At 27.0% G+C, this 25,460-nt stretch carries 27 protein-coding genes; 8 read left to right on the top strand and 19 right to left on the bottom strand.

All coding sequences use genetic code 11. From position 1 onward, the window contains the following. Window positions 1-21: 21 nt before the first annotated feature. Window positions 22-471: a GNAT family N-acetyltransferase gene (locus ABGF48_RS00980; protein WP_408104497.1), complete on the bottom strand. Its 450-nt coding sequence runs from the start codon at window positions 469-471 to the stop codon at window positions 22-24. A 91-nt stretch (window positions 472-562) separates the two neighbouring features. Between ABGF48_RS00980 and ABGF48_RS00975 the strand changes: the two genes are divergently transcribed. Then, window positions 563-1,396 (top strand): thymidylate synthase, encoded by an 834-nt coding sequence (locus tag ABGF48_RS00975; protein WP_408104496.1) that lies wholly within the window; start codon window positions 563-565, stop codon window positions 1,394-1,396. A gap of 9 nt (window positions 1,397-1,405) precedes the next feature. Beyond that, entirely contained in the window at window positions 1,406-1,909 is a 504-nt protein-coding gene (locus ABGF48_RS00970) for a dihydrofolate reductase (protein WP_408104495.1), read from the top strand. Window positions 1,910-2,128: 219 nt separating this feature from the next. On the opposite strand, the gene ABGF48_RS00965 is transcribed toward ABGF48_RS00970, so the two are convergent. Beyond that, window positions 2,129-2,815 (bottom strand): hypothetical protein, encoded by a 687-nt coding sequence (locus tag ABGF48_RS00965; RefSeq protein WP_408104494.1) that lies wholly within the window; start codon window positions 2,813-2,815, stop codon window positions 2,129-2,131. A gap of 211 nt (window positions 2,816-3,026) precedes the next feature. Here ABGF48_RS00965 and ABGF48_RS00960 point away from each other — a divergent pair, with 211 nt between their 5' ends. Further along, a complete protein-coding gene (locus ABGF48_RS00960; RefSeq protein ID WP_408104493.1) occupies window positions 3,027-3,257 on the top strand; it encodes a hypothetical protein in 231 nt (76 codons plus the stop codon). Window positions 3,258-3,367: 110 nt separating this feature from the next. On the opposite strand, the gene ABGF48_RS00955 is transcribed toward ABGF48_RS00960, so the two are convergent. From ABGF48_RS00955 to rlmD, 5 genes are all read right to left on the bottom strand, one after another. Beyond that, window positions 3,368-4,348 carry an alpha/beta hydrolase gene (locus tag ABGF48_RS00955; RefSeq protein WP_408104492.1) on the bottom strand — a complete coding sequence of 327 codons (981 nt, stop codon included), beginning with the start codon at window positions 4,346-4,348 and terminating at the stop codon, window positions 3,368-3,370. A gap of 11 nt (window positions 4,349-4,359) precedes the next feature. Continuing rightward, on the bottom strand, window positions 4,360-5,376 hold the full coding sequence (locus tag ABGF48_RS00950) for a glycoside hydrolase family 18 protein (RefSeq protein ID WP_408104491.1): 1,017 nt from the start codon (window positions 5,374-5,376) through the stop codon (window positions 4,360-4,362). Between the two features lie 71 nt (window positions 5,377-5,447). Next, complete coding sequence (locus ABGF48_RS00945) at window positions 5,448-6,419, bottom strand: tagatose 1,6-diphosphate aldolase (RefSeq protein WP_408104490.1); 972 nt, start codon at window positions 6,417-6,419, stop codon at window positions 5,448-5,450. A 66-nt stretch (window positions 6,420-6,485) separates the two neighbouring features. After that, window positions 6,486-8,090 carry a Na/Pi cotransporter family protein gene (locus ABGF48_RS00940; protein WP_408104489.1) on the bottom strand — a complete coding sequence of 535 codons (1,605 nt, stop codon included), beginning with the start codon at window positions 8,088-8,090 and terminating at the stop codon, window positions 6,486-6,488. Window positions 8,091-8,753: 663 nt separating this feature from the next. Next, on the bottom strand, window positions 8,754-10,067 hold the full coding sequence (rlmD, locus tag ABGF48_RS00935; protein ID WP_408104488.1) for a 23S rRNA (uracil(1939)-C(5))-methyltransferase RlmD: 1,314 nt from the start codon (window positions 10,065-10,067) through the stop codon (window positions 8,754-8,756). Between the two features lie 158 nt (window positions 10,068-10,225). Here rlmD and ABGF48_RS00930 point away from each other — a divergent pair, with 158 nt between their 5' ends. From ABGF48_RS00930 to ABGF48_RS00920, 3 genes are all read left to right on the top strand, one after another. Then, on the top strand, window positions 10,226-10,582 hold the full coding sequence (locus ABGF48_RS00930; protein WP_408104487.1) for a DUF2089 domain-containing protein: 357 nt from the start codon (window positions 10,226-10,228) through the stop codon (window positions 10,580-10,582). Window positions 10,583-10,591: 9 nt separating this feature from the next. After that, window positions 10,592-11,773 (top strand): DUF4097 family beta strand repeat-containing protein, encoded by a 1,182-nt coding sequence (locus tag ABGF48_RS00925; RefSeq protein ID WP_408104486.1) that lies wholly within the window; start codon window positions 10,592-10,594, stop codon window positions 11,771-11,773. A gap of 161 nt (window positions 11,774-11,934) precedes the next feature. Beyond that, entirely contained in the window at window positions 11,935-13,101 is a 1,167-nt protein-coding gene (locus ABGF48_RS00920; RefSeq protein ID WP_408104485.1) for a G5 domain-containing protein, read from the top strand. Window positions 13,102-13,231: 130 nt separating this feature from the next. Here the strand turns inward: ABGF48_RS00920 and ABGF48_RS00915 are convergent, their stop codons facing one another. From ABGF48_RS00915 to ABGF48_RS00870, 10 genes are all read right to left on the bottom strand, one after another. Then, window positions 13,232-13,861, bottom strand: a complete 630-nt coding sequence (locus tag ABGF48_RS00915) for an ATP-binding cassette domain-containing protein (protein ID WP_408104484.1) — start codon at window positions 13,859-13,861, stop codon at window positions 13,232-13,234. Further along, the gene (locus ABGF48_RS00910; protein ID WP_408104483.1) at window positions 13,858-14,493 is read right to left on the bottom strand and encodes a hypothetical protein; all 636 of its coding nucleotides are present in this window, start codon (window positions 14,491-14,493) and stop codon (window positions 13,858-13,860) included. Before ABGF48_RS00910 ends, ABGF48_RS00915 begins: the two co-directional genes overlap by 4 nt. After that, on the bottom strand, window positions 14,493-15,290 hold the full coding sequence (locus ABGF48_RS00905) for a hypothetical protein (RefSeq protein WP_408104482.1): 798 nt from the start codon (window positions 15,288-15,290) through the stop codon (window positions 14,493-14,495). The genes ABGF48_RS00910 and ABGF48_RS00905 overlap by 1 nt, the downstream gene beginning before the upstream one ends. Window positions 15,291-15,346: 56 nt before the next feature. Then, on the bottom strand, window positions 15,347-15,745 hold the full coding sequence (locus ABGF48_RS00900) for a hypothetical protein (RefSeq protein WP_408104481.1): 399 nt from the start codon (window positions 15,743-15,745) through the stop codon (window positions 15,347-15,349). A gap of 416 nt (window positions 15,746-16,161) precedes the next feature. Next, window positions 16,162-17,211 (bottom strand): type 2 isopentenyl-diphosphate Delta-isomerase, encoded by a 1,050-nt coding sequence (gene fni / locus ABGF48_RS00895; RefSeq protein ID WP_408104480.1) that lies wholly within the window; start codon window positions 17,209-17,211, stop codon window positions 16,162-16,164. After that, window positions 17,204-18,274: a phosphomevalonate kinase gene (locus tag ABGF48_RS00890; protein WP_408104479.1), complete on the bottom strand. Its 1,071-nt coding sequence runs from the start codon at window positions 18,272-18,274 to the stop codon at window positions 17,204-17,206. Before ABGF48_RS00890 ends, fni begins: the two co-directional genes overlap by 8 nt. Next, window positions 18,271-19,242: a diphosphomevalonate decarboxylase gene (gene mvaD, locus ABGF48_RS00885; protein ID WP_408104478.1), complete on the bottom strand. Its 972-nt coding sequence runs from the start codon at window positions 19,240-19,242 to the stop codon at window positions 18,271-18,273. Before mvaD ends, ABGF48_RS00890 begins: the two co-directional genes overlap by 4 nt. Window positions 19,243-19,244: 2 nt before the next feature. Then, complete coding sequence (gene mvk / locus ABGF48_RS00880; protein ID WP_408104477.1) at window positions 19,245-20,171, bottom strand: mevalonate kinase; 927 nt, start codon at window positions 20,169-20,171, stop codon at window positions 19,245-19,247. Window positions 20,172-20,175: 4 nt separating this feature from the next. Then, a complete protein-coding gene (locus tag ABGF48_RS00875) occupies window positions 20,176-21,519 on the bottom strand; it encodes a tripartite tricarboxylate transporter permease (protein ID WP_408104476.1) in 1,344 nt (447 codons plus the stop codon). Beyond that, complete coding sequence (locus ABGF48_RS00870) at window positions 21,519-21,740, bottom strand: hypothetical protein (RefSeq protein WP_408104475.1); 222 nt, start codon at window positions 21,738-21,740, stop codon at window positions 21,519-21,521. The genes ABGF48_RS00875 and ABGF48_RS00870 overlap by 1 nt, the downstream gene beginning before the upstream one ends. 175 nt (window positions 21,741-21,915) lie before the next feature. Here ABGF48_RS00870 and asnA point away from each other — a divergent pair, with 175 nt between their 5' ends. After that, window positions 21,916-22,929: an aspartate--ammonia ligase gene (gene asnA, locus ABGF48_RS00865; protein ID WP_408104474.1), complete on the top strand. Its 1,014-nt coding sequence runs from the start codon at window positions 21,916-21,918 to the stop codon at window positions 22,927-22,929. 90 nt (window positions 22,930-23,019) lie between these two features. Here asnA and ABGF48_RS00860 read toward each other — a convergent pair whose 3' ends face one another. Then, window positions 23,020-23,325 (bottom strand): DUF898 family protein, encoded by a 306-nt coding sequence (locus ABGF48_RS00860; RefSeq protein WP_408104473.1) that lies wholly within the window; start codon window positions 23,323-23,325, stop codon window positions 23,020-23,022. A gap of 265 nt (window positions 23,326-23,590) precedes the next feature. On the opposite strand from ABGF48_RS00860, the gene ABGF48_RS00855 reads away from it, so the two are divergent. Further along, window positions 23,591-24,484: a YitT family protein gene (locus ABGF48_RS00855; RefSeq protein ID WP_408104472.1), complete on the top strand. Its 894-nt coding sequence runs from the start codon at window positions 23,591-23,593 to the stop codon at window positions 24,482-24,484. A gap of 242 nt (window positions 24,485-24,726) precedes the next feature. Here ABGF48_RS00855 and deoD read toward each other — a convergent pair whose 3' ends face one another. Then, window positions 24,727-25,431 (bottom strand): purine-nucleoside phosphorylase, encoded by a 705-nt coding sequence (deoD, locus tag ABGF48_RS00850; protein WP_408104471.1) that lies wholly within the window; start codon window positions 25,429-25,431, stop codon window positions 24,727-24,729. Between the last annotated feature and the right edge of the window lie 29 nt (window positions 25,432-25,460).

Here is a 25,460-nt window from a genome sequence, read left to right as displayed (position 1 = left end):
CTAAAATTTTTAATAAATATATTATAATCCTTTTTCATAGATATAATCAACATCATGAATACTATCATGTACTTCTTTAACCAGTTTATACCCCATTTTTTCATATAATCCAAAATGTTGAGTTGCTATATGCGCTTCATTAAATCCATCTTTCTTTAACTCTTCTTCCATACATCCAATCATTTTTAGAGACAATCCTTGCCCTCTATATTTAGGATCAATATAAAGTAAAGCTATCCATCTATCAAATTCAACAGTTTTAATATAATCCCTTTCAACAATATTAATAAATGATATTGGATTACCTTCATCTAACAAGAAGTATAATTTAGCTGACTCTCCAAATTTTTTAAAATATTTTCCATCAACAATTGTTTGATACAAAAATTTTCCTGCTCCCCATTCTGCATTTTTCATAAAATCTAAATATTTTTTTTGTTCATCTTTCCCTAAATATCTTTCTAGTTTCATAATTCACTCCTTTTTAACTATAAATGTTTTCTACCCAATTAAAAATATGTTAAAATATTTATTAAGAAATATTTAAAGGACAGGTGAATTTATGAATTTAGCAGATAAGAATTTTATTAGTTTATGTAAAGATATTTTAGCAAATGGATACTCAACCGAAGGTGAAAAAGTTAGACCAAAATACGCAGATGGTACTCCATCTCATACAATTTTTACAACACAAGTTTTTGAAAAATATGATTTATCAAAAAATGAATTCCCTATTTTGACGATTAGACAAATTCCTTGGAAATCTGGGATTAAAGAAATTTTATGGATTTATCAAGATCAAAGCAATGATTTAAGCATTCTTAAAGAAAAATACAATATTCATTGGTGGGATGAATGGAATGTTGGCGATGGCACAATTGGACAAAGATATGGTGCAACAGTTAAGAGATACAATTTAATAAATAATCTATTAAATGGACTTAAGGAAAATCCATATGGAAGAAGACATATCATAAATCTTTATCAAGAAAATGACTTAAATGAAACAAAGGGTCTACATCCTTGCGCAATGGAAACTCAATGGAGTGTAAGAGGCAAATACCTTGATTTAACTTTAATTCAACGTTCTTCTGACCTTCCGGTTGCAAATTCAATTAATAAAATTCAATATGTTGCTTTACAAATGATGATTGCAAGACACGTTGGTCTAGAGCCTGGGATGTTTTGCCATTATGTAAATAATGCTCACATTTATGATAGACATTTCGAACAAGTTAATGAATTAATTTCAAGACCGGGTCAAAAAGATAGCGAAAATATCAAATTAGTATTAAATCCGGAAAAAACTGATTTTTACAGTTTTACAATTGATGATTTCAAACTTGAAAATTACAATCCAAATAAACCAAATTTAAGGTTTGAAATGGCTATTTAAGGAGTAAAAATGTTAAAAAATATCTATATGATGGTTGCAACAACTAAAAATACCCACGCAATCGGAAAAGATGGTGATATGATTTATCATCTAAAGGAAGATTTGAAATATTTCAAACAAACCACATCAAATAATGTGATTGTCTGCGGAAGAAAGACTTATTTTTCTTTTCCAAAAAGACCTCTTCCAAACCGTAAAAACATTGTACTTACACGTTCACATGACAATTACGAAGGTGCGATTTCAATGCATTCAAAAGAAGAAGTTTTAGAATATGCAAAAAATAATCCAGATAAAAAAGTTTTTATAGTTGGTGGCGACAATATATATAAACAGTTCATTGATGATGCATATAAGCTATATATCACAGAAATTGAAGAGCCTATAAATGTTGATGCTGACAGCTTTTTCCCTAAATTTAACAAGGAAGAATGGGAAGTAGAAAGCATTTCAGAAGAAATTGAATCTGATAATTCTCCAAATTATAGGTTTGTGGTTTATAGGAGAAAATAGGGAAATATTTTGAATTTTATTAGGAGCTTGAAAAAAGAGAATTAGAAATTTTACTCTCTAATTCTCTAAATATGTTACTTTAATTCTTCAGCAACCCTACTTATGCCCTATGGGTGGGTATTTGACAAATAACCGTTTTTTATAATCATTAAGTTTTTTATAAGTTAGCTTCTATTAATAATATATAACAACATAAAACACTCATTAAAATCATATTCCTTAATATGGTGTAGCCATAACTTTTCTTCTATCAAAATCAATATTCCTTATATAATTGTTGGAATATTGTAAATTAAAATTAACACTTGCTGATTTGCCAATCCCTATAGAACCTCCTCCTGAAATTGTGAAATTTGCAGTCTTATATAAATCTCCGTACACTCCTAAATAAATACTTTTATAACTTTCTAATCTGTAAAATATTTTTCCTCCAAATACACATTTTTCACCTGCTCCGGTATACAAATGTGGATCATCTATTGATACTATTTTTTTAGGAACTCCTGAATAATCAAATTCTAAACCTACATATATTATTGGTCTTAAAACATATCCATCAAAAGAATAATCTTCAAATGTAAATTTTTGGTATCTTATTCCCGTGCCATAACTTCTTAACATTTTAGGCTCAAATTTTTGATTTTTTAAATACAAATCATGTTGAATCTTTGAAATTAATCCGGATTCTAATTTATCATTAAGAATTTGCTCATATGTATATGAATCTTCATATCTAACGCTTTCCATCTCACTAATACTTCTAGTTTTTAATGTATTACTATATACACTTTTAATATCCATTGATTTCAATTCGTATGGACTATAATTTCCTGCAAAAATTGTGTTGACAAAAAATAAATTAACCATCAACAAACATACTAAAATTTTACTCTTATATTTTTTCATATTTATCTCCTTTTGTATTTTCAAAATAATTTATGTAAACATTTTCCTTTTAATTAAATATTAATATATATATATATATATCAAGTATTTTATTATAATTAATTATCATTTATGTTTTGTATTGTCATTTTTTATATTTTATGATAATATAATAATGTAAACATTTTCTTTTTTTAGATTAATTATGATTATTATGATAGGAGGTCTTAAAATGAAAAAAGAAAATAATTTATCATTTTATATTAAAATACTTTTATTCACCTTATTACCAATATTTACCATTGGTATTTCTATGTATGTAATTGAATTTTTAAACTTATACGAATGGCAAGAAAACAACCTTTTGTTTATAGCGTTTATTACATATATAAATTTAACGATAGGATTAGGTTTTGTAGTTGTGCGAGACTTAATTAAATATAAAAATAAATGTGATTTATAATTTAATTTTAATTTATTTCAACTGATAAAACCTGCTGCAAAACACCCCTTTTGAATTGTTTTGCAGCAGGTTTACATTTCTAATATAGAATTTTTAATAAAGCTAAATTTTTAAAACCCCTTAATCCACTTTTCAAATTCATCAACATACAAGTCATCTGAAAAACCATGTTTTTCATTTGGTACAAATATTCTTGTAACACTTGTTTTATTTTCTTTAGCCACTCGAATATAGTCTTCAACACTGTCTTGATTAATTATTTCATCTTTATTTGTGTAGGCTAAAAATTGTGGTATATTAGATGATGAAAAATGTTTTTTTATGTCTAATTTGTTTAATAAATTTTCTCTTTTCGATTCATCCATTAACTCATCATATTTAACAACCGATGTTAGCATCGGTATATTATATTCAAAGCTTAATGCTGGATAAATAAATGATGCTGATAAAACTTTATCTGAAATCCCATCTATTTCATCTGGTATATATTCATCCGAAAAATGATTTTTCCCCATATATTGATTTATAAAACTTGAAGAGATATATCCTCCCGATGAAAATCCAATTAAGGATATTTTATCTGGGTTAATATTAAATTTATCTGCATTAAATCTAATATATCTAATCGCCCTTTGTAAATCTAACATTGCTATAGGAAATTTATAAGGATTTGAACGATAATGTAAGACAAAAACATTCATACCTCTATCATTTAATCTTTCTGCGATGTTTTTTCCACCACTAGGGCTACCATCTATTGTTTTATATGCAAATCCCCCTCCACAAATTGAAATTACTGTGTGTTCAGCATTTTCCACTAAATATGGAATTATATATGGGATATCATCATAATCTTCTGACTCATATCCACCTTTAATTTCATGCATATATGTGAATGTATCCGCTAATCTGCTTATATCTTCAAATTGCTCATTTACTATTTTTCTAGCATATCCGACAGTAACATCAAATCTATTTGCGTCAAAATCAATATTCATATCATCTAATTTACTTTTTGTTGAATATCCATACGGATTTACCCATATATCAATTTTATTTTCGTAATTGTGTACTTTAACGCTATTTAACACTATTTAAACTCCTAACTAAGTATTTTATTCATCGCTTCAAGTAATGGGTTTTCATTCCAATCAACATATTGCCAAAACATCAATCCCTTTAAATTTTCTTCTAAAACAAATTTTGCTTTTTCTTCCACTGATTTTGCATTGTCATATGTTACAAATATTCCATCTTTTGAATAAGACCATGGAACTTTTGCCTCATCATCCCAAAAACTTTCAAATTTTGGATTTTCAATCACTTCCATATTTAATTCAGGATATGAAAAATAATAATCCCCACCATTTGGTTTTGCCTTTTGAAGTAATCCTTTATTTATATTTTCAACACCTTCCCAATATCTTGAATACTGAGCAAATCCTATCACTATTTTTTCTTTTGGTACGCCTTGATTTTCAAGCAATTTAACACCATCTCTTGCACTCATTCTAAATATATCATCTTTTTTTGTATTTAATGCTGTGTGATGTCCTGTAATTTCTTGACCAAAACCTCTTAAATCATATGTCATAAGCATAATATCATCTAAATATTTATGATATATTGACACTTCTGTAGTATCTATAAACCATTGTCCTACTCCTGCTGCAATTGATAAAATATATTTTTTATCTCCAATACTATCTAAGTTTTCTCTCATTTCTTTTAATAGTGTTGTAAAATTTTCTTTGTCCTTTGGAGAAAAATCTCCACCCCAATCAGCGCAAGGAAATTCCCAATCTAAATCAATACCGTCAAGTTTATATTTTTTTATGACTTCTAACATTGAATCTAAAAATATTTTTCTAGTTTCTTTAGTCATTGCCATATCAGAAAAACCAAAAGCTTCTGCTCCACCAATTGATAAAACTAATTTAATATTTGGATTAAACTTCCTAATTTTTTCCAAATATTTAATATTTTCCTCATCTTTAATTATAACTTTCCCATCTTTTAATGTTGCAAATGCTAAATTAATTCTTGTAAAAATCTTTGCATGTTTTTCTGTAATTTTATCTAATATTCTAATACCCGCATAAGCTATTTTTTCCTTCATATCTCCCTCACTTACATAATTTACACTTCAAAAACTTACTATAAAAAAAGACCAGATTACTGGTCCTTTTTCTATTTTTCTAATCTTGTTGTCCATGGTGTACATGTTTCTTTAAGAACTTCATTTAATGAAACTATATTTTGCTTACCCTCTGTTCTTAACCATTGTATACATTGTTCTTCGCCTTTTTCCAATTCTGCAACACCACCTTTCCATGTAGCTCTTCCGCATAATACTCCATGGAATTCAGCTCCTGCATCCTTCGCAAATCTCAATGTTTCTTGAAATAACTCTGCACTAACACCAGCACTTAAGAATATATATGGTAAGTTTGTAATTTCTGATTGTTCTTTGAAATATCTTGCTGCTTCTTCTCTTGTATAAGCAACTTCTTCACCAAAACCTTCTACAAATTTGATATTTACTGGAACTTCAACTTTTAACACATCAACTCCATATCTTTCATCTGAGAATAGTTTCATCGCTTCATTAACTTTTCTAGGTTTTAATTTAGCAAATTCTTTTGATGTAGCATCTTTATGATGATTGTCGTAAGTTAAAATTTCTAGGAAGAATGGTATATCTAAAGCCATACATTCTGCCCCAATTCTTTCAATTTCAGCTTTTTTAGGTTCATTGTTTTCATCTGTGTCATCTACATCATAGTAAAGTAAAACTTTAACTGCATCAGCTCCTAATTCTTGGATTCTTCTCGCTGACAATGTAGGTGTCAATTCCAATTGTCTATTATCATCTCTGTATCCCGTAATTTCATATGCCATTAAAAGACCTGCATTTTCATCTACATCTTTAATAGCTTCAATACCGTAAATTGGATCTAATAATATTGATGATGAATATTTGGTCAATTCTTTAGCCACAGCAGACTTATATTTTTTTATAAATGAGGTTCTTTCTTCGCCTTCTAAATTTGGTACCATTTTTTCCATAGCACCTCTTTGATCTATCGCCAAAGCTGCTATAACTTTATTATCGTCTGATAATTTTACTACTCTTTCAAATTTCTTTTCTGAAATTTTCATAAATACCTCCATTTATTTTGTTTTATATTTACATTTTATATCTAAAAAATAATATTTTCAATAATATTATTGATAAATAGTTTCATATTGTCTTGAAATATTTAACAAATGATCTCTTATTCTCATTAAATATGTATAAAGTTTATCATACATCAACCCTGCTTCAGCATCTGAAATTTCAGATTTCAATCTTTGAATAGAATTTTCTCTATTTCTATCAGCTAATTCTGAAATTTTAAATGAAGATGTACTAATTTTCTTCATATCAAATTCGTTATCCCTTAAACTTTCATATACTACATCAAACATTTTTTCTATTTCAGATGTAATCTCTATAATTTCCATCTTAGCTTCACTTGAAAATTTAATTTCCTTACTATGCATTGCATTTTCTAAATTACTTATGTTATAAGCATAATCTCCAAGTCTTTCAATATTTGCACAACTCTTTAGATAATATGATAGGTGCTTATATTGATATTTATTTAAATCGTTTGTCATTGATTTTACTGTTACTTTTGTAATTTCTCTATTTAAGTAATCAATAACTTCTTCATTAAATTCTATCGTAGCTGCCTTATCATCATCATGTTTCAATAAATTTTTTACCGAAAGTTGAAGATTACTTTTAGCATAATCCAACATTCTCAATGATTCTTGTTTTATCCCAGCAATAGTAGGGATAGTATCATGATATGCTGATGGATTTAAGTACATTAAACTTAATCCTATATCTCTATGATCTGTTCCCTTTATCACTTTTCTAGATAATTCTACCAAGTAATTTGTAAACGGAAAAATAATCAATGTTGTAGCAATATTAAATGCAGTGTGCAAAAATGCTATTTGTTGGGCAGCATTAGGCGTCCATGATTGTATCCAAGGAATTATTGGTAAAAATATAGAAATTATCGTGAATATTACGGTACCAAAAATATTGAATAACACATGGGATACCGCTACTCTTTTAGCGTTTTTACTTGTACCAAAACTTGAAATTATTGATGTAATACATGTACCAATATTTGTACCTAAAACTAAATAAAATGCAGATGAAAACTCAATAATTCCTGTTGAAGCAAAAGTAATTAAAATCCCTGTTGTAGCAGATGAACTCTGTATAATAGCTGTAAATAAAGCACCTTCCAATATACCAATAACCGGATTACTTGATCTAGCTAACAAAGCTGTAAATGCTTGATTTTTAGCTAATGGCTTAACTGCATCACCCATAATGTTCATTCCCATAAACAATACACCAAATCCAAATAATATTGTCCCTGAATATTTATATTTACGTTTTTTCATGAATAGCATCATTACCATACCAACAAATGTAATAATTGGCGCTACCAATTTTATATCTAATGTAAGCAAAAGCCCAGTAACAGTTGTACCAATATTTGCCCCCATAATAATATGTACCGCTTGCGTTAATGACAATATCTTTGAATTTACAAATCCAACTGTCATAACTGTCGTAGCTGATGAACTTTGTATAATTGCTGTAACAATCGCACCAATAAGCACACCTATATATTTATTACTTGTTAATTTTTCAAGTATATCTTGTAATTTATTCCCAGCAAGAAGCTCCAATCCTTTTCCCATTTCATGCATTCCAAATAGAAATAAGGCAAAACCTCCTAAAAGTATAGATATTTGCTGCATATATCCTCCAATGTAATTTATTTAATAAAATTATAACATAATAATTATTATTTGTGACATTTCTTTTAGAAAGAATTTATTAAGACTTTTCATTAAGAATGCCATACTCATTCCTACTAACTATAACTTAATTGATATTATTTTAATGAATTTTAAATATTTTCATACTTTATTTTTAATCCACAAGTTTTAGTATGAGTGATTTTAATATATTTAGATATTTCTTCATACTTTATTTTCTTGTTGTAAATTTAAGTATGATTGTATTTTATACATTTTAGATTTTTCTTCATACTTTATTTTATAGCTGTAAATTTAGGTATGATTGGGTTTTATATATTCCATATTTTCTTCATACTTTATTTTATAGCTGTAAATTTAGGTATGATAATTCTTAGAAATTTAAAAAAATTATCATACCTTCTTTGCTTTATTATAAATTAAGTATGAATATTTTGCTTATATATTAATTTTTTAATCATACTTTATTTTCTAATATAAAATTTATGTATGAATTATTAATTTTTTATAAAACTGATAAAATAAACATATTACTATTTAAAAATATAAGTTTGAATTTACGAAATACTTAATTAAATTCGACTTCACTGAGTAAGTCTGGCATACGCCTAGGGATACTTTCACTCGCAAAACGCTGATAAATCAACTCCTTGCGAGTAAAATTAAGGCTTCAATTTCAACTGTGTTTACAAATTGATCTATTCCTGTAACTTCTAGTAATCTAAATCCATATTCCTTAAATAATTTTATGTCTCTTGCTAATGTTGATGGATTGCATGATATATAAATTAAATTATTTATTTTAGATTCTCCAATTTTTTTTATTATATTTTTGTCTAATCCTTTTCTAGGCGGATCAAATAATGCAACTGTTTTTTCATCATCTAACTCAATCTCATCAATTGCAACTTCAGCAGGAATATCCATCCATTCAATATTTTCAATATTATTTAATTTAGCATTTTCCCTAGCGTCTTTTACAGCATCTTTATTGATTTCAACAGAAATAATTTTTTCAGCATTTTTTGAAAGTATAATTGATGTTGTTGAAACACCACTATATAAATCAACTATAGTTTTAGGTTTTAGAGATTTTATATATTCTTGCGCTTCTAGATAAATCTTATATGACATATTTTTATTTACCTGAAAAAATGCTTTTGGAGAAATATTAAATTTGTACTCTCCTAGTTGCTCAATTATCTTCTTTTTTCCAAATACATGAACTAAATCTTTAATCTTATAATTATTTTTTTGAGCATTCATACTTACATAAAAACTTGTTAAAATATTTGAAGATTCTAGTGCAATATAGAAATTTTTCAAATTATATTCTTTATTTAATACAAATATGACCATTGTTTCACCAAATGAGGTAGATCGAATAATTACATTTTTTATCAATCCCTCTCCAGTTGATGAATCATATCCTTTTAAATTATATTCAAATATTAAATCTTGTAATTTCTTTATTACATCACTTATTTCAGATGTAGTCATTACGCAATTTTCAATATTAACAAGATCATAGCTGTTTCTATTAAAAGAAGATAGTTTCCCATCAAGAGAAACTTTTAACTCTATTTTATTTCTATAACCATATCTATTATCTGCTTCAAAAAAATTTATATCATTTAAAGACTCACCTGCAATTCTATTTATTGTGTTAATAATATTATTTTTTTTCAATTCTACTTGCTTTGAATACTCGATATCAAATAAATCATAAACTCCACAAAGTTGTTTTTCTGTTATTGAAGTATTTTCTAAAAATGGAGATTTTTTAACTGTTTTTATTTTTTTAGCAATAATAAATGACTTCTTTTCTTTTATTATTGTCGCTTCTATAGTTTCTCCATATTTTGCATTTTCTACAAAATATATCATTCCATCTAATTTAGCTACCCCTCTACCATTATCATCTATATCAATTATCTCTAATAGTATATTTTCCATATATCTTCCTTTAAATTTTATTTAATAATATAATATCATATTTATATGATAAATAAAATCAAGTGTTTAATTAAATAATTTAATATATAAATTAAATTTATTAAAAAACTTTAAAAATAATATTAAATATGTTAATATAAAAATAAAAAGGATTAAACATGAAAGAAAATTTATCAAAATGTCCAGTTTGCGATAATGAATTGCTAATCACAAAATACAAATGTAAGCATTGCAATACCGAAATAACAGGAAGCTTTACTCAAAATATTTTTTCAAAATTAAGTGATGAACAAAGAAACTTTATAGAAATATTTGTACTTAAACGAGGAAGTATTAAAGAAATAGAAAAGGAACTAGGTATATCATACCCAACAGTAAGAAATAAATTAGATGATGTAATTTCCGCATTGGGACACAAAGTAGATACTAATACTAGCAAAATAGAAATATTGAACATGCTTGATAATGGAGAAATTACTTCTGAAGAAGCAACAAAGATGTTATCAGAACTATAGGAGGGATATATGTCAGAAGAAAAAAAATTAATTTTAAAAATGTTAAAAGAAAACAAAATAAGTGAAGATGAAGCATTAAAGCTTTTAGATGCTATTGGAAATAATGAAAATATTGAAAATGAAGAAGATAAAGATACAGAAAAAAACTTTGAGTTTTCCACCAGTAATTTTGTTTCAAAAATTATAAACGGTGTTGAAAAAGCATTAAATATTGCAAGCAAAAAAATTGAAAATATGAATTTTGATTTTGTAAATTTTTCTTCTCAGAATTATGATGCAAATACTGTAAAAAGTTATTCACACGATGTAAAAAATAATATAAATCTATTCATTAAAAATAAAAATGGAAATGTGGATATTATAAACTCATATTCTGATAATTTAGAAATAAAAGCTAACATTTCCTATGATTCAAACTACTTAGATGAAAACTATGAATTTATTGAATCCAAAATAGAAAATAATGATTATTACTTTGGAATAAAGGATGAAACATCCCAACCAAATTATGTGGTAAATTTCCAAGTGTATGTTCCTGAAGATTATACAAAGAGTATTAATGTAATTAGTTCAAATGCAGGGATAAAAATAAGTGAAGTTGATACTAAAAATATCAACTTAAAAACAAGTAATGCTAAAATAGATTTACAGGAAGTTAATTCCGATGAAATAATTGCTACAACATCAAATGCTAATATTTCATTAGAAGAAATTGAATCAAAAACAATAAATATAACTACTTCTAATGCAAGAATAAATATTTGTGAGTGTAGTGCAGATAAATTAGTCGCTACTACTTCTAATGCTAGAATTACTTTAGACGATATAAGTATAGCTGATCTAATCACAAAAACATCAAATGGTTCAATACAAATAAATGATTTAGATTGTGCTACAGTTGATGCAAAATCATCAAACGCCTCAATTTCTATCTCTGATTTTGCTGATAATATAAAAAATATAAGAGCTAAAACAAGTAATGGATCAATAAGAATCGAAGACATAAATTTAGAAAGATCTGTAAAAGCCGTTACAAGCGGAAAAGATTCTAGTGGATTCTCCTCATTATTCAAAAATATAAACAAAAATGATAATGAAATAGTTGCTACTACTGAATCATACAATTATTCCGATGAAAACACATTAAACATTGAAGCTTATACATCCAATGCTAGAGTAACAATTGAGTAATTTCAATATAGAGCTGAATAATCAGCTCTTTTTTAATACAAAATCTTCATTAATATATTACTTTTTTGTAATATTTTCCAAAAAATTACAAATTTGTTACAAAAAACTTGACAAAATATTACGGTAAATATATTATTTAAAAAGGTTCCAACGGAGGTATTATGAACTTTTTTAATAAGAATAAAAAAGCTATAGTCAGCACTTTAACTTTAGTAACCATAATAGGATTAGGAGAAATATCTATCGCTTCTAAACCTAAAAATATAGAGTTAAACATTGATGGTAATAGAAAAACTATTACAACTTCTGCAAAAACTGTCGAAGATGTTCTAAAAGAACAAAATATAGCTATAAAAAATACAGAGATTTTAAATGATCTTAATTCAGTTGTAAATCTAAAAACTGTTATAACTGTAAATAATAAAAAATCAATTTCTTTTAAGAATAAAGGAAAAAATCTTACTGTATCAACATTTAAAAATAATGTATCAGATTTCTTAAACGAATATGGTATAAAGCCAGATAGCGATGATAATGTAGTTCCAAAAGCTACTTCATCTATAAAAAACGGTGATACTGTAATATTTGATGATATACAAGTATTAAACTACAATAAAAAAGAAAGCATTAAACATAAAACTGAAACTAAATATGATTTCAATAGAAAATACGGAGAAAAAATTGTAAATATTAAGGGTTATGACGGTATAAAGCAAAATAACTTCACTAAAATTACGATTAATGGTAAAGTAGTTTCCGATACAAAAAAATCCGAATCTATTGTACTTTCACCTGTTACAGAAAAAGTAACACTAGGTTCTAAAGAAATATTAAAAGAAAAAGTAGAATTCAAAACAGAGAAAAAATCCAATAGTAATATGTATGAAGGTGAAACAAAAGTAGTTCAAAAAGGAAAAAATGGACTATTAGAAAACACATACAAACATGAAAACAAAAATAAAACATTAGTTAGTTCAAAACAATTAGAAAAAGCAACTAATGAAATCGTTGAATATGGAACTAAGAAAAAACCTTCAGTATCAAGTACATCTTATCAATATTCATTAAGTCAATTTCAATTTAATGGAGTTGTATATTGGGGAGGATATAAATTCACATATTACTCACAAAGCGTATTACCTGGCGGCGGATTATATATCCCTGGTAGACACGTAAATGAAAGTGGATATGTTGCCGATGGAGACGGATACATTGTTTTAGCAAATGATGCACCAAAAGGAACAATTATTAATACTCCTTTTGGTTATAAAGGTAAAGTTTACGATAGAGGCACATACGGAAATCATATCGATGTTTATATTAGATAATTTTAAAAAATAATAAAGTTATTACAGATCATTAAGGCGCCCCCAAAAAGTTGTACTTAAAGACCAACTTTTTGGGGGCGGTTAATTTTGTAATAGCTTTTTTAATTAAACAATATGAGATAAAATTTCGCTAAATTTTTTTCATAACTCCATCTTCAAACAAATATTCTTCATCTGAAATATAATTAACATTATCATTTATATGTGTGCTTAAAATAATTATAGAATCTTTTTTTATATCAGATAAATATTTAAATGTTTTATTTACACTTTCAATATCTAAAGAGTTAAAGGGTTCATCTAAAATCAATAGCTCAGGTTCATGAATAAACGCTTGTATCAATAGTAATTTTTGCTTAGTTCCCAAAGAACAATTTTTATATTTTGTATTTTTAAATTTTTCTATTTTATAAAATCTAATCCATAAATCTATTTTTTCATCTGTGATTTTTTTTGACATTTTTTTCAGTAAATTTAGATTTTCTAGAACTGTTAAATGCTCTAAAAAACTTGGAGTTTCAATTATTATCCCTGCGTTTTGAATAAAATTATTTTTATCTCTTATTTTTATATTATCCTGTAATATATCTCCTGAATCCAAAACAAAATATCCACATAAGCATTTTAAAAATACGGTTTTCCCCGAACCATTTATCCCTTTAATTAAATAAAAATTGCCGGTACTAAATTCAACGTTTACATTATCAAATACAACATTTTCACCAAAAGATTTTTTTGCTGATTTTACTTCAATTTTCATATACTTTCTCCAATCCTGCCCACAAATAAATAAACAAAAATTAATAAAACTAATACCAAACCTAAAATTATAATATTCCCAAAAAATATATTAAATATAAATATTTTAGAAACAAAAAGTAGTATAGCAGTCAAACTATTTTTACTATAAATTGTAAAAACGTAACTCAAAAAAACATTAATAAATATAAAAACAATTAAATTAATTACATCATTAAAATTATAAAAAGCAACTTTGTTTATAAGTAATACTGAAAAAGCAAATAATATTATCCAATAAATTAATATATTCAATATATATCTCTTAAATAACAAAAATAATTTCAATATATAGTTAAATTTATTTTTTGAATGATATTTTATTATTTCCTTAAATCCTTGACTACAATCAGAAATAAATACAATTAAATCAAATTCTACTAAAATAAATAATGATAAACTGATTAAAAATTTTATAAAATCTAATCTATGATTTCCAAACATATCAAAAGCATATATTGAATTAAATCCATAATTTATAAACTCCGACATATTCATTTTCATATTTTCCTGATGAATCAAAATATTAAATAACATATTTAGTAATAAATAAATTAAAATAATTCTAAAAATACTATAAAAAATCTTTTTCACTATTTTACCTCATATTTCTTAAACAAAACAAAATACATTAAGATTAAAATAATTGAAGAATAAGGTAAAATAACTTTTAAGAATGTAAGTTTTCCATAAGCTGATATCATTATTGTAGACATAGGTACAATGTACTTAGGAAGTATTGGATAAATAATAAGAGATCCAATCCACATAACGCCTAAATACAATAAGACTCCATAGATATAATTTGTATAGTCTAATAATGTAAATAAAAACATACTGTTAATAAATACAGCTATCATAATAGTAAATGCAACAAAAAACAAATATTTATATCCGTCATTAAAAATATTTAATAATATGCTACCTCTATCAAAAACAAATTCATCTAATACCGGAACAGCTCCTCCTAAAATCTTCCCTATTAAAATTACAAAAAAGAAAACTGAAAAAATTACAATGGTATTAAATCCCGCTAATTTTAATTTCAAATTTAAAAGCAAATCATTATATTTATTATTTTTTCCTATATTAAATCTAAGGCTATTGGATCTTATCTTACTGTAATCATAACTTACTATAACTAAAAAAATCGGTATAATAAACGAGGCATAAAACATAAAATTAAATTTTAAAACAGTTAAATTAATATTAGATAACATAATCTCTTTTTTCATTTTAAAAAGTGCAGTATGATCAAATTTAGATAAATCCGGTGAATTCATATCAAAAAATACTAATGTATTAAGAAAATCCTTAAATACCAAAAAGGTAAACGCTATCATTAATATAAAAATATATTTCTTTTTTGTTAATAAATGTAAAAATTTCATAATTTATAAACTCTCCTTTGTAAATTTAAATAGGCTGTAAAATTTATATTATAATATTAATTATCTGGTGACCAGCTTCCTGTTATAGCTATCGCTCCATCCCAAAAGTTTTCCCTTGACATTCTTAATTTATAATCATATCCTTTTGATGCCCAATTGGAATATTCCTCTCTTTTACCACATCTAGTTAGATTTCTAGTACTACGTTCGTTATTATTATAATTAGCAAGAACATTCATAATATTAATTGGAGCTAAATCTTCTGATGGATATAAATTTAATACATATTTCGAACTACTTCCATTATACTCTTTAGTTAAATATCCTGTATCTCCCCAACTATATACTATTCTAAAATTTGAAAATTCTCCAATTTTTCTTGCAAATACATAAGTACTTGATAGAATAAAAGCAAAAATTAAACTGGAGATTATAATTTTTTTTATATTTTTCATATTCACTACTCCTCAATTTTTTACAGCCTAATTAAATTTCTAAAATATTTATTGTTATTTAAATATCTTATCAATGCTATTTTATCATTTTTTTTTTTTGATGTGCAATCGTTTTTTTAAATAGATTCCGACAACAAATCATTCTTTTACTTTAAAAGAGTATTAATTGCTATAAAAATAAAAAGATTTTGAACACATTACTCTAATTCACTTGAAATATTTTTATTATTTAATATCTCATTAACAACTTTATTACCTGTAAATAGCGAATATTATTAATTTACATGACTTTTCAAAAACTTTTTTACCTGTAAGAGCCAGCATAATAGATACACCTTTCTAATATAAAGGAAAAGTATATGACCGTGGCACATACGGAAATCATATTGATGTTTATATTAAATAATTTTAAATTATCACTTTTTTCTATTAGCTAACTTTTTCACATCAATATTTCTAAGTTCCGCCCACTCTCTAACTTCATTTCTAATTATTATGTCCGTTTTTTGAAGTTCTGATATGTTTTTAGCTCCTAAAAGGGTCATAATTGATTTTATTTGATATTTCCAGTTATTAACCTCTTCTATAGCTTCTTCCATTCCCAATTCATTTACAAGGCTTAAAAATCTACCTGCCATTGCTACCGATTTAGCTCCTAGGGATAAAGATTTTACTATATCCATACTATTTCTAATCCCTCCTGATGCTATGATATCTATGTTATTGATGTATTCTTGAGCTTCTAACAGGGACACAACCGTTGAATTTCCATAATTTTCAAGGAAGTTATATTTATCATTTGTTCGTCTTGAATTCTCTATTTTAGCGAAATTTGTTCCACCTTTTCCAGACACGTCAATTGTCGTTACTCCTATTTCTTTAAGACTTTTTATTGCAGGTTTCGACATCCCGAATCCCACTTCTTTAACTAAAACCGGCAATCCTAATCCATCTACGATTTTAGAAATATTATCCAGCCATCCTGAAAATTGTCTTTCACCTTCTGGCATAACTATTTCTTGACACACATTGACATGAATTTGTATACCGTCTGCATCTATTATTTCGCAAGCTTTTTTCGCATCTTCTAATGTTTTATCAGCCCCTAGATTAGCAAAAATGATTCCATTTGGATTTTCTCTCCTTGCAATCTTAAACGAGTCATGAGTCGATTCATCTTTCAATGCTATAGATAATGATCCAACTCCCATAAATGTTTTTGTCTCTCTAGCTAAAATAGCAAGCATTTGATTATATTTTTTTGTTAATTCCGAGCCGCCCGTCATACCATTAATATGAAATGGATGATTTAAGTCGTATCCTGCAATATTTGTAGTAATATCAACGTCATTCATATTTATTTCAGGAAATACATTATGAACAAAGTCTATATTATCAAAATCTGACAATCTCTTTTCCTTATGAAAATCTAACGCTAATTTTAAGTGTTCATCTTTTCTATTCATCTTTTCCCTCATAAATATTTAAATCTAATAAATCTATATCTTTCATTTTCCATTCAAAGTTTAACTTATTAATATCAAAGTTATACTCACAAATTGCTAAACCACAATCTCCACCACCTGCTCCTGATGATTTAGAAGCAAGACCTAAACTTTTTGATATCTCTATTAAACTTGATAAATTATTTTTTTCAATTTCTATATTAAAATTATCTGCATATGAATTTAATAATTTTCTATTTTTTTCAACAGCTTCTCTAATTTTATTAAAATTAGAATTAACATATGCAGTTTCAAACAAATCTACACATTCATCACTTTCTAGTAGGAATGAATTATAGAAATCCATATGTTTTTTCAAATTTCTTCTTGAATGCTTTACTAAATTGTAGCTTGATGCTGGTGATTTAGTCCATCCTATAACAAATTTAAATTTATCATTTAACTCAATTTTTTTTATGTCTAATAAATCCCATTTAGAATCAATTATCTCACTTACTTTTTCATTGTTTAATCTTTCAAAAATAACTTTTCTATCAAAAGATGTATATTTAATCAATCCGTTAAATACAACTGCTGCTAAATCTCCACATGAACCACTTATATTTAAGCTAAGTGTCGATAAAACCGCTAATTTAAACAATTCAATTTTAGTATAATTTTCACCATAAAAATCAAGCAAGGCTTTAATTACAGCTACAACTATTGACGCACTAGAACCTAATCCATATTTCAAACCATCTTTAGATTCTAAATCACTTATAACCTCAATATCATAAAAATCAAGTATATATCCCTTTTCTAATAAATATCTTTCAGTAATATTCATAGCCGACAAAATATATTCAAACCTATCATCTTTTTGTTCAACAATGATTTCATCCTCTTCTCTAGACCATATCATTTTTATATCTGAATACGATTTAATCGAACCTGAATTATTTGATTTTTTTAATCTTATAGTAATGAATTTATCAACAGACATCACTACCGCTTTATGTCCCGGCGAAACTACTGCATACTCACCTGCAATATATAATTTCCCAGGAATCTTAACTTCTATCATTTTATCTCCCTTACACTTGCATCATTTCCAACTTTAGAAATTATAATTTGATTTGAATCAAAATCTTTCTTCAATTCATGAACTATATTTTCAATTTGAGAATCTCTGCAAAGTATTTTAACATTTGGACCGGCATCCATTGTATAATATACATCAAATCCATCTTTTCTCAATTGTTTTATTTTTTCAATAGCTCTTATACTATCCGGCTTAAAATACATAATTGAAGGATTTGATGAAAGCATTGTCGCATGCATCTTCATAGCATTATGTTCCGCTATTTCACCCATTTTCTTAAAATCTCTATTTTTTATAGCTTCTTTAATATTTTTAATATCTTCTATCGAACTATCTGTAAAACCTTTATATAATGGAGAAGTTTCAATAGTTTTCTTCATTGCTTCTCTAGATGAAATTTCTTTCTTACTGTCATTTAACACCAAAATTATCATTGCAACATCCCAATTTGCATCATCTACTTTTTCTGCATAAGATGTTTCATCATCATAGCCTTTTTTCCATTCCACAAATCCGCCAAAAATACTTCTTGAAGCAGATCCCGAGCCTCTTCTCGCATACTTTGACAGCTCTGTTTTATTTAAATTTAATTCAAATAACTCATTTAGCGCAACAGCTAATGCAGAAAATCCTGATGCTGATGATGCTAATCCCGCCGCAGTAGGAACGTGATTATAGCTTTTTACTAAAACTTTACTAAAATTATTTGATTTTTTTCTAAATAAATCTATAAATTTTGAAATTTTTAATGTATGTCTTTCATCTTGCAATTCATCATCAAGATAAAATACATCTTTTTCACCATCTATAAATGCCACTTCTGTTTCAGTATACAATGAATCCAAGGTAAGTGAAAGTGAATTATTTTTAGGAATTATCAATTCTTCGTTTTCTTTTCCCCAATACTTTATTAAAGCTATGTTCGCATGTGCTTTTGATTTAAATTTCATTTTTATTCCTCATTTTTCAAACTAGAAATCCAAACATTCTTACCAATTTTTTCTAAACTATCTTTAATTTTATTGGCGATTTCTATATTTTCAGCAAGTGCAATCATGCATCCGCCTCTTCCCCCACCTGTAAGTTTAGCTCCCAAAGCACCATTCTTCATTGAAATATCAATCATTATATCTAATTCACAATCTGAAACAGTTAATTTTAATAATAATTCATGCGCCTGATTCATTATTTCACCTAACTTTGCAGGTTGGTTATTTTCAATTAATTTTTTTGCATTTTGTGATAACACACCTAATTCTTTAACGTAATTTTCATAAATTTCGTCAGATTCAACTAATTTTCTAACATCCGATACAGCTTCTTTAGTTCTACCTTTTATGCCCGTATCAGCAATTATTAAATATGCATCTAAATTAATTGGAAATAGCTGTATTTCTTGTCCTTTAATATAGTAAATGCTTTTATCGTGTAAAACTACGTTTACATCTATTCCACTTGGATTTCCGTGTATAATCTTTTCTGAAATATTTGCCCACTCCATTATATCATTACTGTCATGGGATATTTCAAAATATTCAAATAAAGCTCTTGCAACACCTACAGAAGATGCTGCACTTGAGCCCATTCCTCTTTCATTAGGAATGTCTGAATCTATTTTAACACATATCTTTTCTTTAATTTTATAAAATTCTAAAAATTTTTCAATCAAAGTCTTTACACCCAACAAGTCCTCCGAAGTCTCCTCTAAATTTCCATCAAAAAACTTGCATGTTAAATGATTTTTATCACATTTTTTTATAGAAACTTCTAAACTTGTACCATGAAATGGAATCGCAATTGCCGGCTCTCCATATACAACCGAATGCTCTCCAATTAATATAATTTTACTAAAAGTCTTTGATAATACTTTATTTTGCATATATCTATCCTACAATATTTGCTATTAACCATGGTGCTGCGTAAAGCGCCATGAATTGCACTCCGTAATTTACGCCTTGTCTGTTTAAATACCCACTAACTACACCGATTAATAATACCCCAAAGATGTTTACAATTCCTGCATCCATGTATGATAACAATACGATAAATGCAATAAATAATCCTAAAATAGCTTCATGCGGTATTTTCTTTAGTACGAATGTTGATATTACTGAAGCATATTTATTTGCAAGAACATAAGATACAGTCAAAGCTATTCCTACTCCTAGTAAAATAGGCAATAACATTTGTGAAAATGGCAAAACGTGATGAATATTTTTATTTAATGTAAATACTGGTTCCGCATTAAATAAAGCAATTCCCGGCCCAATCGAAACTGGTGACAATGGTATACCTAAAGCGATTAAAGGTATAAGCAATCCAGAAATATACGTAGCTTGTATCATCGAAGACATCACCGTAATTGTCGTATATGCTTCGTGAGTCTTGCTCTTCTTATTTTTGCCCATCATTTCCCCAAATAAAATTGTAAGTCCAACAGGTGAAAGAACAAATAGGAAGTTTGCTATAAACGCTGAAATTCCCGCTTTAACCATTTCGTATTTATCTACAATCTTAAACGGATTTAATTGTTTCGTTTCCCCTTTAGGAATAACTATTTCTTTATAACTATCCGTCTTTAATTTTTCTCTTTTTTCTTTATTTAATAATTCTACAAGTGAAATTATTAGCGGTCCAATTGTAATTCCTAAGAAGAATGAAACTGTAACCGTCTTATTTTGTGGAACAAGTCCAATTCCCCAGTACAAATGTCTAAGCGCCATAAATAGCATTGATAAAGGAATAATACTCAAAAGAGATAATATTTTCGCTTTACTTAACAATGATAAAAATATTGCACCAAACACAAATAAAATAGATGCATATTGCTTCAAAAATTCTCCATAAGGAGCTATCAAATTAGCTAAAATAAGTGTAACAGGCAATGCAACAACTACCCCAATTAAAGATCCTGTCGCCATTTTTTTTATTACAACAGCTGATAAACCTTTATCTTTCAAATATAAACTATGTTCCATCATAGGCGTTGCCATTACCCCTCCCGGAAGCCCAACTAATGCAGTAGGAATGGCATTCGTCACAGACAATGTTGTTATCGATGCAACAAAAAACGATAAAATAACTCTTGGATCAATTCCCGTTAATACCAATACAAGTGTTATAGGCAATAACACTGAAGTTTCATCTGTTCCAGGAATAAATCCTATTAATGTATAAATAATAATCGCAGCAAAAATTGCTAATATAATTTGTAATATTATGTCCATTATTTATGTACCTTCACATTTCTCTTAGGCTTAAAAATTAACGAAGTAATTATAAAACTAATTACAGCTCCTATTAATCCAAAAAATAATTGTTTAGATTTGTCATCTTGTGGAGCTAAAAAGTACAATCCCATTGTACATATAATTGAAATAAAAATACTTATCAATAATTGATTTAAGGAAACGACATCTCCCCATAATTCAACTTTATCATTTTTCATATAATTCTCCTAATATCTTTATATGTTTATATTATCATAAAATTTATTGTTTTACAATAAATTTTTATGATTTAATACTAAATTATTAATAAATTTATGATATAAATAAAAAAATTTATAGAATTAATTTATATGATATGTTAAAATATTTAAATCAAAAGAAACGGAGATAATTATGAAAAAAATTTACATACCAAAAGAATATAAGTCTAGTTTAGACTTAGCTCAAACACAATATTTTATTAAAGAAATTAAAGACTTTTTCCAACAAGCTTTAGCAAAAAATCTTGATTTACTAAGAGTGTCTGCTCCACTATTTGTTAGATCAATAACTGGTGTAAATGATAATTTATCCGGACATGAAGATCCAGTATCTTTTAATATAAAAGAAAATGGCAGCGAAACAAAACTTGAAATAGTTCATTCTCTTGCAAAATGGAAAAGAGCTGCATTAGCAAGATATAAAATTCCTATGCATAAAGGAATATATTCAGATATGAACGCTATAAGAGCATTTGAAGATTTTGATAATACACATTCAATTTACGTTGACCAATGGGATTGGGAAAAAGTAATAGATAGTTCAGATAGAACTTTTGAATATTTGCAAGAAACAGTAAATACAATTTTCAATACAATGAAAGACCTGGAAGGCTATCTTGAATTAAAAATTGATGGCTACAAAAAATTATTACCTGAAAAAGTTACATTTATCAAGTCCCAAGATTTAGAAGATTTATATCCTTCATTAAATCCAGAAGAAAGGGAAAAAGAATTCGCTAAAGAACATGGAACTATATTTGTAATGCAAATTGGTGGATTACTAAAATCTGGAGTAAAACATGGAGATAGATCTCCAGACTATGACGATTGGGAATTAAACGGAGACTTAATCGTTTGGAACCCAGTTTTAGAAAACGCTCTAGAATTAAGCAGTATGGGTATCAGAGTTACACCTGAATCATTAAAATCTCAATTAGAAAAATCCAACACATTGGACAGATTAAATATGGAATACCATAAAAATCTTATCGACGGAAAACTACCACTTACAATTGGTGGCGGTATCGGACAATCAAGACTATGTATGTTCTTCCTACAAAAAGCACACATTGGAGAAGTACAAGTTTCCATTTGGCCAGAAGAAGTTATAAGAGAATGTGAAGAAAATGATGTAATATTGTTATAAAAAAATAAATCTACCATTAACTCCACTGATCCTCGAGTTCTGTGAACTCTGCGGAGGTGGCTAAATGGTAGATTTATTTTTTATGTTATTTTAGTTTACAAAATGTGTATGTTTTGTAATCCATTTTAATAATTTAATTTTTACCCAGAAACCATATATTCCAAATGTTATTATAGATAATAACCACCATTTAATATAATTACCAAATAATTGTGTTCCTGTTCCATCAAATGATAATTTCTTACCATCAATGATAGTATGTCTAGTTTCCCATTTTTTATATATAACAATAGCCCATGGTAATCCTATCATGAATGTACAAAAAGATATCAATATACATAAAATAACAGTACCATAATATCCTAAAACACCACCGTCAAAACTTGATTCATTCATATTATTTCCTCCTCTAATATAATGCACTTATTATACATTATTAGGAATATAAAATCAATTTTGATTAGATAATTTATGATTATATACACGTATTAATTATATATATCCAATGAATATACACATTTATATTATTATTTATTCTCCACACAAAAATAAAGTGCAAACTTGAACAATCCGCAGGACTTCGTCCGAGGACGTGAAAGTTTGCACTTTATTTTTGTTTAATGGTATAATCAATATTATTAATTTATTAGGAGCAATTATAATGAAAAAAATATCTCTTCGACCAAAATTAGGTCAAGAACATAAACCAATGTCTAAGCAAAAAGAGTTTATATTATTAAACATTGGTATTTTACTTACAGCAATTGGTGTATACTATTTTAAGTTTCCTAACCATTTTGCAATTGGTGGAGTTTCCGGAATATCTGTTATTTTACACGCAGTATTTCCTAGTATGAATGCGGCCACATTTAACTTGATATTTAATATGATTTTATTAGCAATTGGTGTGTTTTTCTTTGGAAAAAATTTCGGTATAAAGACAGCATATGCAACGGTAATGATTTCATTATTGGTACAATTTTTCTCAATTTGTTATCCAATAACAAAACCATTCACAGATCAACCACTTTTAGAATTAATTTATGCAGTTCTACTTCCAGGAATTGGTGGTGGATTATTATTTAACTGTAAAGCTTCATCAGGTGGTACAGATATAGTTGCAATGATATTAAAAAAATATACATCAATGGATATTGGTAGAGCATTGTTGGTAAGTGATATTTTGATTACTGCTTTGTCATTTAAAATATTTGGAGCTTTAACTGGTTTGCTTGCGATGTTAGGTTTAATTGCAAAAGCATTCTTAATAGACATCACTATAGAAAATATAAATAGGGTAAAACTATTTTCAATCGTTACAGAGTACCCAGATGAAATTGTTGAATTTATCAAAAAAGATTTACATAGAGGTGGTACAAAATTCAGCTGCGTTGGCATTTATTTAAATAAAGAAAAAATAATGATAAATGTTGCAGTAAGCAATTACGAAGGAGTTTTATTAAGAGACTTTGCAAGAAAACATGACCCTAATTGCTTTATTACAATATTAAACACTAGCCAAATTGTTGGTAAAGGATTCCATTTTGTAAGTTAAAAAACTTGCTTAGATTTTCAAATTTTACTTTGATTATCTAAGCAAGTTTTTGTTTTATACATAATAATCTTAAATATAGGCTCTATCTTTATAAGTACTTCTGTATTTTTTTTAAAGCAGACAACATCTTCCATTTTCTTAATTTCATCCGTAATTTTTCATCATTTTATTCAAAAAAAGCAGATGAAATACGCTTTATTACAACTTTTGTCCGTAATTACTTTTATCAAAACATATAAATTTTATGCTATTTCCAATGCCATTTCCATCATTTCTGTATAAGCTTTTTCTCTAACTTCTGCTGAATCTTCTCCTTCGCTATTGTCAGAAACTGTGCAAATACATAATGCTTGTTTTCCATTTTCTAATGCAGACATGTATAATCCTGCAGCTTCCATTTCAATTCCTAGTGTTTTATACTTAATCAAATTTTCAATTTCTCCATTATCCCATTTTCTATAAAATTCATCACTTGATAAAACTGTTCCAAAATATGCATTTAAATTATTTTTCTTTGCATATTCATGTGCCTTCAATACTAAATCAAATGTTGCTGTTGGAGCAAATTGTATCTCACCAAATTTCCCTCTAACAACTGATGAAGGTGTATTTGCAGCTGTCGCTACAATAATATCCCTCACTTTAAGATTTGGCTGTAATCCACCTGCAGTACCTACTCTTATAATTGTCTTTACATCATAAAATGCAAATAATTCATGGTAATAAATCATTGCTGATGGTATTCCCATACCTGAACCCATTACAGAAACTCTTTTTCCTTTATATGTTCCTGTAAATCCTAACATTCCTCTAACATCATTAAATTGTTCTACATTTTCTAAAAATGTATCTGCTATAAATTTGGCTCTCTTTGGATCTCCCGGCATTAAAACTGTATCTGCGATTTGATCTTTGCTTGTTGCTCCTATATGTGGTGTTGGTATCATTTCTCCTCCTATTTTTTATAATTTTTAAT

This window comes from Helcococcus bovis (assembly GCF_046035835.1).
Taxonomy (GTDB): domain Bacteria; phylum Bacillota; class Clostridia; order Tissierellales; family Peptoniphilaceae; genus Helcococcus; species Helcococcus bovis.
This window is presented reverse-complemented; position numbering and strand designations above follow the sequence as displayed.

Bases quoted from the DNA above. Each gene is read 5' to 3' on its own strand.
- ABGF48_RS00980 (WP_408104497.1), bottom strand. From the start codon at position 471: ATGAAACTAGAAAGATATTTAGGGAAAGATGAACAAAAAAAATATTTA.
- ABGF48_RS00975 (WP_408104496.1), top strand. From the start codon at position 563: ATGAATTTAGCAGATAAGAATTTTATTAGTTTATGTAAAGATATTTTA.
- ABGF48_RS00970 (WP_408104495.1), top strand. From the start codon at position 1,406: ATGTTAAAAAATATCTATATGATGGTTGCAACAACTAAAAATACCCAC.
- ABGF48_RS00965 (WP_408104494.1), bottom strand. From the start codon at position 2,815: ATGAAAAAATATAAGAGTAAAATTTTAGTATGTTTGTTGATGGTTAAT.
- ABGF48_RS00960 (WP_408104493.1), top strand. From the start codon at position 3,027: ATGAAAAAAGAAAATAATTTATCATTTTATATTAAAATACTTTTATTC.
- ABGF48_RS00950 (WP_408104491.1), bottom strand. From the start codon at position 5,376: ATGAAGGAAAAAATAGCTTATGCGGGTATTAGAATATTAGATAAAATT.
- ABGF48_RS00945 (WP_408104490.1), bottom strand. From the start codon at position 6,419: ATGAAAATTTCAGAAAAGAAATTTGAAAGAGTAGTAAAATTATCAGAC.
- ABGF48_RS00940 (WP_408104489.1), bottom strand. From the start codon at position 8,090: ATGCAGCAAATATCTATACTTTTAGGAGGTTTTGCCTTATTTCTATTT.
- rlmD (WP_408104488.1), bottom strand. From the start codon at position 10,067: ATGGAAAATATACTATTAGAGATAATTGATATAGATGATAATGGTAGA.
- ABGF48_RS00930 (WP_408104487.1), top strand. From the start codon at position 10,226: ATGAAAGAAAATTTATCAAAATGTCCAGTTTGCGATAATGAATTGCTA.
- ABGF48_RS00925 (WP_408104486.1), top strand. From the start codon at position 10,592: ATGTCAGAAGAAAAAAAATTAATTTTAAAAATGTTAAAAGAAAACAAA.
- ABGF48_RS00920 (WP_408104485.1), top strand. From the start codon at position 11,935: ATGAACTTTTTTAATAAGAATAAAAAAGCTATAGTCAGCACTTTAACT.
- ABGF48_RS00915 (WP_408104484.1), bottom strand. From the start codon at position 13,861: ATGAAAATTGAAGTAAAATCAGCAAAAAAATCTTTTGGTGAAAATGTT.
- ABGF48_RS00905 (WP_408104482.1), bottom strand. From the start codon at position 15,290: ATGAAATTTTTACATTTATTAACAAAAAAGAAATATATTTTTATATTA.
- ABGF48_RS00900 (WP_408104481.1), bottom strand. From the start codon at position 15,745: ATGAAAAATATAAAAAAAATTATAATCTCCAGTTTAATTTTTGCTTTT.
- fni (WP_408104480.1), bottom strand. From the start codon at position 17,211: ATGAATAGAAAAGATGAACACTTAAAATTAGCGTTAGATTTTCATAAG.
- ABGF48_RS00890 (WP_408104479.1), bottom strand. From the start codon at position 18,274: ATGATAGAAGTTAAGATTCCTGGGAAATTATATATTGCAGGTGAGTAT.
- mvaD (WP_408104478.1), bottom strand. From the start codon at position 19,242: ATGAAATTTAAATCAAAAGCACATGCGAACATAGCTTTAATAAAGTAT.
- mvk (WP_408104477.1), bottom strand. From the start codon at position 20,171: ATGCAAAATAAAGTATTATCAAAGACTTTTAGTAAAATTATATTAATT.
- ABGF48_RS00875 (WP_408104476.1), bottom strand. From the start codon at position 21,519: ATGGACATAATATTACAAATTATATTAGCAATTTTTGCTGCGATTATT.
- ABGF48_RS00870 (WP_408104475.1), bottom strand. From the start codon at position 21,740: ATGAAAAATGATAAAGTTGAATTATGGGGAGATGTCGTTTCCTTAAAT.
- asnA (WP_408104474.1), top strand. From the start codon at position 21,916: ATGAAAAAAATTTACATACCAAAAGAATATAAGTCTAGTTTAGACTTA.
- ABGF48_RS00860 (WP_408104473.1), bottom strand. From the start codon at position 23,325: ATGAATGAATCAAGTTTTGACGGTGGTGTTTTAGGATATTATGGTACT.
- ABGF48_RS00855 (WP_408104472.1), top strand. From the start codon at position 23,591: ATGAAAAAAATATCTCTTCGACCAAAATTAGGTCAAGAACATAAACCA.
- deoD (WP_408104471.1), bottom strand. From the start codon at position 25,431: ATGATACCAACACCACATATAGGAGCAACAAGCAAAGATCAAATCGCA.